Origin of the sequence: Flammeovirga aprica JL-4, from assembly GCF_012844305.1 — a bacterium.
Lineage (GTDB): Bacteria > Bacteroidota > Bacteroidia > Cytophagales > Flammeovirgaceae > Flammeovirga > Flammeovirga aprica.
Genome location: NZ_JABANE010000317.1, coordinates 1 through 968 on the forward strand (window position 1 = coordinate 1; position 968 = coordinate 968).

Below are 968 nucleotides of genomic sequence, written 5' to 3' on the forward strand. Positions count from 1 at the left end.
GTTTGCACCGTGAATCTTCAGCCAGTAGAACCCGTCGAGGCCGATTGGCTTGCCCTTGGCCAGCGTCAGCATACCCTTGGTCATGTCATTACCCTGAGGGTTGAACATGCTCACAGCGTACACACGACCGCGCCAGTCCATGTTGTAAGGGAACCAAATGGCCTTGTGGTTGGCGAACTTATTGGCCTGTGCCACCATGAACTCCATTGACAAGCGGCGAGACTGGCGAGCCTTATCCTTACGGTAGACCGCAGCGGCCTCCTTGCGCCAAGCCTTGCGTGCCACCTCGTTGGTGTCGATATCGTCCGGGCGTGGTGGTAACTCTTCACGCTCAATCGCCGGGACATCGCCTACCGGGCAGTGCTTCCAGTTTACAATCTCGTTGACTACCGCCAGCACCTTCTTGTTCACCTTCCACGGCGTGTTTTGTGCAAGGTTAACCGCCTTGTATACCTCAGGCATGTGAACATAATCGTAGCGGCGCAGTGCCTTCTTGGAGTGGGTACGAACCAGTGCCAGAGGGCGGCGACCTACTGACCAGTATCCACCGCCTACAGTTCCAACCCAAGGCTTCGGAGGGACTACGCAAGGCTGGTGCATTGGGCTGATACCTGCAAGTGCTCCCGCCCGTTTACTCAGGAGTTCCACAAAGGCCGGAGCCAACTGGACCATTTGCATACTGGTCACATCGTCCGAACCGTCAGCCATCTTGTTCTTGGTCATTTCCACCAGACCAGTTCCCTCGATTAGCAGCTCCAGCAGTTTGGTCCCTACGTGCATCTGCTCGTCGGTCTTCCAGCTCGCCCAGTTGTCGCCGCCAAGCATCCCTTTGGAAATCATATCGGCCTCGACGACCTGCATGAATGCCTTTTTGTACACGTGCCCCACACGCTTGTCCAGCTGGTCTGCTACGTTCTTCTTGAAGTAGGAGGCTTCCTGCTCGCGGATACGGCCGAAGCGGGCCTCAT

At 56.6% G+C, this 968-nt stretch carries 1 protein-coding gene; it reads right to left on the reverse strand.

All coding sequences use genetic code 11. The features are described from left to right. Positions 1-968, reverse strand: a 968-nt coding sequence (locus HHU12_RS34130) for a hypothetical protein (RefSeq protein WP_205960083.1), incomplete at both ends; no start/stop codon positions are given.